The organism is Sphingomonas bacterium (assembly GCF_903643065.1).
Classification (GTDB): domain Bacteria; phylum Pseudomonadota; class Alphaproteobacteria; order Sphingomonadales; family Sphingomonadaceae; genus Sphingomonas.
The window spans coordinates 1-6,767 of sequence record NZ_CAHJWX010000100.1; the positions used below are offsets into that span (position 1 = coordinate 1).

8 protein-coding genes and 1 tRNA gene are annotated in these 6,767 nt (G+C 69.2%); 1 reads left to right on the forward strand and 8 read right to left on the reverse strand.

The features are described from left to right. Positions 1-101: 101 nt before the first annotated feature. The 4 genes from HUU95_RS05105 to HUU95_RS05120 form a co-directional block, all read right to left on the reverse strand. A complete protein-coding gene (locus tag HUU95_RS05105) occupies positions 102-473 on the reverse strand; it encodes a hypothetical protein (RefSeq protein ID WP_174279124.1) in 372 nt (123 codons plus the stop codon). A 227-nt stretch (positions 474-700) separates the two neighbouring features. Beyond that, entirely contained in the window at positions 701-2,650 is a 1,950-nt protein-coding gene (locus tag HUU95_RS05110; protein WP_174279125.1) for a hypothetical protein, read from the reverse strand. Positions 2,651-2,751: 101 nt separating this feature from the next. After that, positions 2,752-2,826: transfer RNA gene (locus HUU95_RS05115), tRNA-Gln, on the reverse strand. Positions 2,827-2,860: 34 nt separating this feature from the next. Further along, complete coding sequence (locus HUU95_RS05120) at positions 2,861-3,958, reverse strand: branched-chain amino acid aminotransferase (RefSeq protein WP_174279126.1); 1,098 nt, start codon at positions 3,956-3,958, stop codon at positions 2,861-2,863. 69 nt (positions 3,959-4,027) lie between these two features. On the opposite strand from HUU95_RS05120, the gene HUU95_RS05125 reads away from it, so the two are divergent. After that, on the forward strand, positions 4,028-4,513 hold the full coding sequence (locus HUU95_RS05125) for a MarR family winged helix-turn-helix transcriptional regulator (protein WP_174279127.1): 486 nt from the start codon (positions 4,028-4,030) through the stop codon (positions 4,511-4,513). A gap of 283 nt (positions 4,514-4,796) precedes the next feature. Here the strand turns inward: HUU95_RS05125 and HUU95_RS05130 are convergent, their stop codons facing one another. The 4 genes from HUU95_RS05130 to HUU95_RS05145 form a co-directional block, all read right to left on the reverse strand. Continuing rightward, complete coding sequence (locus HUU95_RS05130) at positions 4,797-5,537, reverse strand: pyrroline-5-carboxylate reductase family protein (RefSeq protein WP_174279131.1); 741 nt, start codon at positions 5,535-5,537, stop codon at positions 4,797-4,799. A gap of 71 nt (positions 5,538-5,608) precedes the next feature. Then, positions 5,609-6,118, reverse strand: coding sequence for a YbjN domain-containing protein (locus HUU95_RS05135; protein WP_174279128.1), 510 nt, complete (start codon positions 6,116-6,118; stop codon positions 5,609-5,611). A 70-nt stretch (positions 6,119-6,188) separates the two neighbouring features. After that, a complete protein-coding gene (locus HUU95_RS05140) occupies positions 6,189-6,452 on the reverse strand; it encodes an accessory factor UbiK family protein (protein ID WP_174279129.1) in 264 nt (87 codons plus the stop codon). Between the two features lie 20 nt (positions 6,453-6,472). Beyond that, a partial coding sequence (locus HUU95_RS05145; protein WP_174279130.1) for a tryptophan-rich sensory protein occupies positions 6,473-6,767 on the reverse strand: 295 nt, incomplete at its 5' end.

Below are 6,767 nucleotides of genomic sequence, written 5' to 3' on the forward strand. Positions count from 1 at the left end.
ATCGACGCTTGCCACCGCCGTAAAGGGGGTCCCTTTTAGACGCCGATCGGGGGTCCCGGTTCGACGCCTATTTACAGGGCGGGCCGGCACCTTTTTGACGATCATGGTGCGGCAGCATCCTCGTCGTCGACCTCGGGAACCTCGTCAGCCAGCCTGATGATGGCGGCGCACACGTCGCCCAAGGCCGTGGCAATTACCTCCGCGTCGGCCGCCGGATGCTCGGCGAGCCGCTGAACCCGCCGTCCCAGGAAGTGCAGCGCGGCGATCGTGCGCAGGGCGTCCCTGTTCCAGGCGCCGCCGCTGAACACCCGCGAGCGGATGTGGCCGGAGATGCCGAGCTCGCCGGCTTCCCGGCGAAGCCGCGCGTCCTCTTCGTCGGTCACGCGGAAGATGATGCTCTTGCCCTTCTTCAGCCTCGGTGCCCGCTTGGGCCGCGTCCCGCGAGCCGGGCGCTCACTGACTTTCTGCGGCATCGCCCACCTCCCTGCGACAAGCCCCAAGGCGCGGAGCAGGCGCTGTCATAGCAGCGGTGGTGTATATACACCACCCATCCTGCTCATCCTCTTTCTTCCGTTCGCGCTGAGGCGAATGCCGAAGCCGAACCATTCCTTCTTCTGACTGCGCGCGCCCTTCCCAATCTCGCCACCTTGGGTGCTCGACCGAACGCTCCCCTGCGTTCGCCAGGGTCCCACGGACGGCATCAGTCGTCGGCCCGCCCCCGCGCCGGACGCGGGCAGCGCCGCTGGGCGGGCAGCAGGTTCATGACCAGCTGATCCGGCAGATCGGCCGTGACGACGGGGATCTTCTCGACGACCGACTTCAGCTTCAGCAACGAGGCGCGTGACGGGTACCGCGTCTCGCCCTCCCCGCCCCTACCCTTATGGCCCAAGTGGTCGTTTCTGAATTCGAGGAAGACCTCCTGATCCTTGAGCTCGTCCGAGACCATGTGCCGGGCGGAATGCATCGCCTGGCCACGCTTCAGACCCGGCACCTCTCGGGCGATGTAGATCCACCAGAGCTTGTAGAAGACGTCGCCCAGCTTGCGCTTGGTGTCGGCGGCGGGCAGCAGTTCGGGAAACAGAAGCCGCTCCCCCGCGGCGCGCATGGCCTCGACATAACGAAGGAAGCCGAGCCGGATCAGCTCGTCGGCGATCACGACCACGCGGCGCGCCGACGTGTTCTTGACCCGACCGGTTTCGGTGGGGCGGATCAGCAGGTAGTGGATGTCGTGTCCGCTTTCGACGTCGTCGAGCATGAGCTTGCAGAGTTCTTCCCGGCGGGCGCCGGTGTACCAGACGAGCAGCAGGACGTAGAACAGCCCGTCGTGGATGATCGATGATCCGGGTTCGAGCCGGCGCTCCACGTCGCGACACCCGGTCCAAGGTGACAGGCGGAAGATCGCCTGGCCCTGCTCGCGCGTGTAGCGTTGGCGGGCCTCGCGCTCATCCATGTCGATCGCGACGGTGAACTCGCCGAAGTCGATCTCTGCGGCCATCGGCACCGTCTTGCGCATGAAGGCGTGAACCTGACCGAGCTTGTTGTAGTGCTTGTTCGCCGTGCCAGCGGAGAGACCCACCTCGTCGGTCGACAGATCGCCGGCCGCGACCTGCTCGGCCGTCGACGCGGTGGCGTCGTCCAGGCTCTGGCTCAGATCGCGGTCGCGCGGTGCCTTGCCATACCGGACGGACAGTTGGTCGAACGACGCGTCGAGCTTGAGGATATCGGCCTTCGTCACGCGCCATAGTGGTGTGCCGGGCGGTAGCGATTTCTGGAGCAGCGCCGCTGCCCAGCGGATCTGGCGCAACGTCTGCTCGCCCACACTCTCCTTTGCGCGCTTGCCGTCCTGGCGATGGGCGAGCAGGCGCGGAGTTTCCGCGATCATGCGCTCGGCCGCCTCGACGGGCGTGCAATGCTGCCAGGTTTCGGGCACGGCCGGGTCGCTGGATACCGGTAAAGGAACTGGGATCGGCGACGACGCCGCTGATGATACTGGCGGGATCGACGCTGGTTGCAGTCGGCTCACCAGCTGCTGGAGTTGCTGCTCCGCATCGGCATAGGCGTCTCGGTAAGTCGGATAGAGCGCCAGTTCGACTTTCCAGCGCGACCGGTCATCCACGGGCAGACCGGCGGCAGCGAGATGGTGGTCGATCTCCGCGCGCCGGATCGGGCTGATGCTCCGGTCCTCGCGCATGGCGATGATCGCCTTCAGATCAGCGATGCGTTGAGGGTCCCACCCGTCATCCTCGAGTTGACGCTGCTCCGCAGGCAAGAACGACATGTGCCCGCCCAAGCGCATCAGGCGCTCGAAATAGTCGATGAAGGCGAGGTTCGCCGCCGAGTGGAGCGCGGCATGGTACGGCGTGGACCGCTGATCGGTGCAGACCTCGCTCAGGCGCTCCTCGTACATCGCCTTGGCGATGGCCTGGAGCTCGCGTTCAGTGATGCTGGTTGCCGCTTTGACCTTGCGGTCGAGCATCTCGACGACTCCCGGCGTGAACGCGGTCAACAACGCGCCCCTGTTTCGCGCCTGGAGCCGGTTGGTGGTCCCCAGCGACAACCGCACGTCTAGCGCGGCATTTCCCAACAGACGGTGAACCCGGCGCCACCAGAAGATGTGCCCGCGACGATAGACGTGCTGAAGACAGGCCAACGGCAATAATCCTCGCGGACACCCCGTTGGCACAATCGACTGTGCACTCTGGGGCGGCCAAACTAGGTTTAGCCAGCTAGATCAATCACTTATCTGGGAATTGGCTGGGGCGGCAGGATTCGAACCTGCGAATGGCGGCACCAAAAGCCGCTGCCTTACCGCTTGGCGACGCCCCACCACCGGTCGGTGGCCGTATAGCGCGCCGGGCGGTCAGGGCAACGGGTAGCGCCAGCCGTGCGGGTCGGGCGCGCGGCCGCGTTGCACGGCGGCGAGCGCGGCGAGCAGCTCGGCCGTCACCGGGCCGATGCCGCCGTCGCCGATCGGAAACGCATAGTCCGGCCCCGCCACCTGGCCGATCGGCGTCACCACCGCCGCCGTGCCGCAGGCGAACGCCTCCGCGCATCGGCCGCTCGCCGCGTCCGCGCGCCATTGCTCGATCGCATAGGGCTCCTCGCGCACGGTGCGCCCCGCATCGCGCGCCAGCGCGATCAGGCTGTCGCGGGTGATGCCGGGCAGGATGGTGCCGGTCAGCGGCGGGGTGCGCAGCGAGCCATCGGCATGCACGAAGAAGATGTTCATGCCGCCCAGCTCCTCCACCCAGCGGCGCTCGGCCGCGTCCAGGAATACCACCTGATCGTGGCCGCGCTCGGTCGCTTCCTGCTGCGCGATGAGGCTGGTGGCATAGTTGCCGCCGCACTTCGCCGCGCCGGTGCCGCCGGCGCCGGCGCGGGTGAACTGATGGCTGACCCACAGCGACACCGCCCGCGCGCCACCTTTCCAATAGGCGCCGACCGACGAGGCGACCACCATGTACAGATACTCGGTCGCCGGTCGGACGCCCAGGAACGCCTCGCTGGCGATGCAGAAGGGCCGCAGGTACAGCGCCCCCTCCTCCCCCGCCGGGATCCAGTCGCGGTCGGCGGCGACCAGCGCCTTCAGCGAGGCGACGAACAGCTCGTCCGGCAGCTCGGGCATGGCGAGCCGTCGCGCCGACGAGCGGAAGCGAGCGGCGTTGGCGTCCGGCCGGAACAACGCCGTACCCCCGTCCGCCAGCCGATAGGCCTTGAGCCCCTCGAAGATCTCCTGCGCGTAATGCAGCACCGCGCAGGCCGGGTCGACGCTCAGCGGCGTCCGCGCGACGACCCGCGCGTCGTGCCAGCCATCCGCGCTCGACCAGCCCACCACCGCCATGTGATCGGTGAAGACCTTGCCGAATCCGGGGTCGACCAGCCGCGCGTCGCGCGTGACGGCCTCCACGGGGGTCGCATGCGGCTCCAGCCGGAAGGGCGAGGCTGACGACGCGAGCATGCGGCGGTCGATCCTTATGTCCGAAACGGGGGTTGCCGCCGACTAGGGCCGGTGGTTAGACGGGTCAACATGGCTGCCTCAGCACCCGCGTCCCCCCAGTTCCTGCGCGATCCCGAACTCCGTCGCGGCCTGGAGCTGCTGTATTTCGGCTATTCGCATCTCACCCGCTCGATCGACCGCGATCTGGCGGCGCAGGGGCTGGGCCGCGCGCACCACCGCGCGCTGTACTTCATCGGCCGCAAGCCGGAGCTGACGGTGAGCGAGCTGCTGGCGCTGCTGGCGATCACCAAGCAATCGCTCGGCCGCGTGCTGACCGAGCTGGGCGAGCGCGGGCTGGTGGAGACGCGCCCGGGCGAGCGCGATCGCCGCCAGCGCCTGCTGCGGCTCACGCCCGCCGGCGCGGCGCTGGAAAGCAGCCTGTTCGAACAGGCCCGCCAACGCATCGCCGCCGCCTATGCGCGCGCGGGCCAGCATGCGGTGAGCGGCTTCTGGACGGTGCTGGAAGGGCTGGTGCCCGAAGCCGAGCGCGCGAACATCGTCGCGCTGAGCGGTTAAGAGGGAGCAGGGAGCAGGATCTACGATCAGGCTCGCTACCAACTCCCGTCATCCCGGCCTCGTGTCGGGATCCACCTCGGGCCAGGCACATTGCGTCGATACGTCGGTATGCCGCCCGGGTCGGGCGTGGCTGCCGCGACAAACCCGGAATGGCGATCAGGATTGTACTGTTCAGATCGAATCCTGACCCCGTTCGTGTCGAGCGTAGTCGAGACACCGCACCAAGCTCGGTCCTCAACCGCGGTCGGGATGAACGGAAGTAAACACCTGCAGCGGACAGGCTCTAGCCCCGCGCCGCCGCCGCCATCTCGGCATTCCGCACCGCCGCCGCGCGCAGCGTCTCCGTCAGCAGCGCCACCAGCGCCCCATCGCGATCGAGCACGTTCAGCCCCTCGCGCGTCGATCCGCCAGGCGACGCGACCCGCTCGGCCAGCGCCGCCGGGCTCGCCTCCGCCCGAGCCGCCAGCATGGCCGAGCCCTCGACCGTCGCCAGCGCCAGCCGCGCCGCCTGATCCGCAGGCAACCCAAGCGCCGCGCCGGCCTGGGCCACCGCATCGATCCAGCGGTACAGAAAGCCCGGCCCACTCCCCGCCAGCGCGGTGACGACGTCGAACAGCGCCTCGTCCGCGATCCGTTCGACCAGCCCCAGCGGCGCCATCAGCGCCTCGGCGCGATCCAGCTCGCCCGTCCCGTGCAGCGCCACCACGCCCTTGCCGATCGCAACCGGCAGGTTAGGCATCGCTCGCACGATCGCCCCGGCGCCGGTCAGCCCGGCCAGCGTCGCCACTTCCACCCCGGCCAGAATCGAGACGAGCAGGCGCGGCGCCAGTCCGGCCAGCACCGGCCGCAGCCCGCCCAGCTGGTACGGCTTGAACCCCAGCATCACCGTGTCGAAGCGCTCGTCGGGCACCGCGCGAGTCACGCGCACGCCGTCAGGCATCGCCCGCCCGCTCGGGCTCACGACCGTCATCCGGGCCGGATCGAGCCCCGCCTCCAGCCAGCGCCGCAGCATCGCGCCGCCCATGTGGCCCGCGCCGACCAGCAGCAGCCGGCCCGCCGCCTCGCCCAGGGCGGAGCCGTCCGCGAGCGGCTCGCTCACGCCTCTCCCTGCGTATCGACCATCGCGGCGGCGAGCGCGTCCTTGGGGCTCTTGCCGCCCCACAGCACGAATTGGAACGCGGGATAGAAGCGCTCGCACTCCTCCACTGCGCTCTCGATCAGCAGCTCGCACGCGGCGAGCGACATCGTGCCCTCCTCCTCGCCGGCGCCGTCGATCATCGCGGCGTGGCGGTAGAGCAGCACGCCCGTCGACGACCACAGCTCGAAATGGCCCATCCACAATTGCTCGTTGACCAGCCCGATCGCCTCATACAGCGGCGCGCGCCGGTCATCGGGCACCTTGATGTCCGGAAAGGCCAGGAACTGGAGCACGCTGTCATGCTCGCGCCACAGCGCGCGCAATTCATAGCTGGTCCAGCTGCCCGGCGCCGTCGCGACGATCTCCTCGTCGCCGCGATGATGCTCCCAGCCATGTGCCGTATAATAGGCTTCCAGCATATCTATCGGCGCGGCGGGATCGGCCTCATGGTCCTGCGGACTCAGCATGCGCGTGATCGTGCCGCGTCGGCCGCACGGGAGCAAGCGGCAGCCGGCGCTCCGTTGTGGAAAACCCGGATCAGGCGACGTCGGCGGGCACCGCGTGCCGACCCTCCAACGCTTCCAGTCGCGCCTTGAGCGCGTCCGCCTCGTCGCGCGCGGCGACCGCCATCGCCTTTACCGCCTCGAACTCGTCGCGGCTGACGAAGTCGAGCCCGCCCACCCACTCGCGCGCCCGCGCGCGCGCATTCTCCTGCGCCTCACGGCCCACGCCCGCCAGCGTGCCGGCGGCGCCGTTGAGCACCTTGGCGAGATCGTCGAAGAGGCGGTTCTCGGATTGCATCGGCGTGTTCCCGTCTCGTTTCACAATAGTTGGGACGTGCGCGCGGCCGGCGCAACCCGCTCCGCGTCGGGGTTCAGCCTGGCGATGCCCTGCGTCAGCCCCGCCGCATAGCCAATCCAGGCGAGCAGCGGCACCAGCAGCCACGCCGCGCGCGATCGCACGCGCCCGAACAGCACGGCCGTGACGATGCCCCAGACCAGCAACGCCACGATCAGCGCCAGCGCGGCGCCCACCCGGTGCGCGCCGAAGAACAACGGCTGCCACGCCGCCAGCCCGGCGATCTCGACCGCGAACGCCGCCACCGCCGGCCACCGC